At 68.6% G+C, this 555-nt stretch carries 2 pseudogenes; both read left to right on the forward strand.

Annotated features, from left to right (window positions below):
- Positions 1 to 241 (forward strand): annotated as a pseudogene (locus JCM19049_RS17155) (hypothetical protein); the annotation flags it as partial.
- Positions 238 to 555, forward strand: a pseudogene (locus JCM19049_RS17160) (hypothetical protein); the annotation flags it as partial. The pseudogenes JCM19049_RS17155 and JCM19049_RS17160, both read left to right, overlap by 4 nt.

The raw sequence follows: 555 nt of genomic DNA on the forward strand, positions 1-555 counted from the left end.
CGCGGGTGGAGCGTGGGACCGGGCCGATCCTTTCGGTGCGGATGGCAGTCCCGCCACCGCGGTCCGCGCCACCGGATGCCTGGCGGTGCAGGGGATTTCCGTGGCCTGCTTTCGCCCGCCCAGTGTTCCGGATGGCATCTCCCGGTTGCGCATCACCGGGCACGCCCACCATGAAGCCACTGTGCTGCAGGAGGCACTGCACGCCATCATCAGCACCGTCACCCAGGAGGAGCATTCATGAGCTGCCCGTTCGCCACCGAACCCAGCATGCCCGGCCCACCGGCAACGACAACACGACGGGCGCCGTTGGGCGGAAACCTGCACCGGGCCTACCCGCCACAAATCACCGAACGCTACCGCATCATCGAGGATCCGCAGCAGGTGCGCCGGATCCTGCTGCGCCCGGAACTGTTCACCCCGGATAATGCGCTGCTCACCGCGATCGACCTGGCCCCGAGCGCATTGCGGATCCTCGCGGCCGAAAAGTTCTTCCTGCACCGGTGCTGGCCAGCGCCAGCGGGCAGGAGCACCGCCGGGTGCGGCGCATCGTTGCCG

The sequence above is a fragment of the Arthrobacter sp. JCM 19049 genome, from assembly GCF_001310435.1.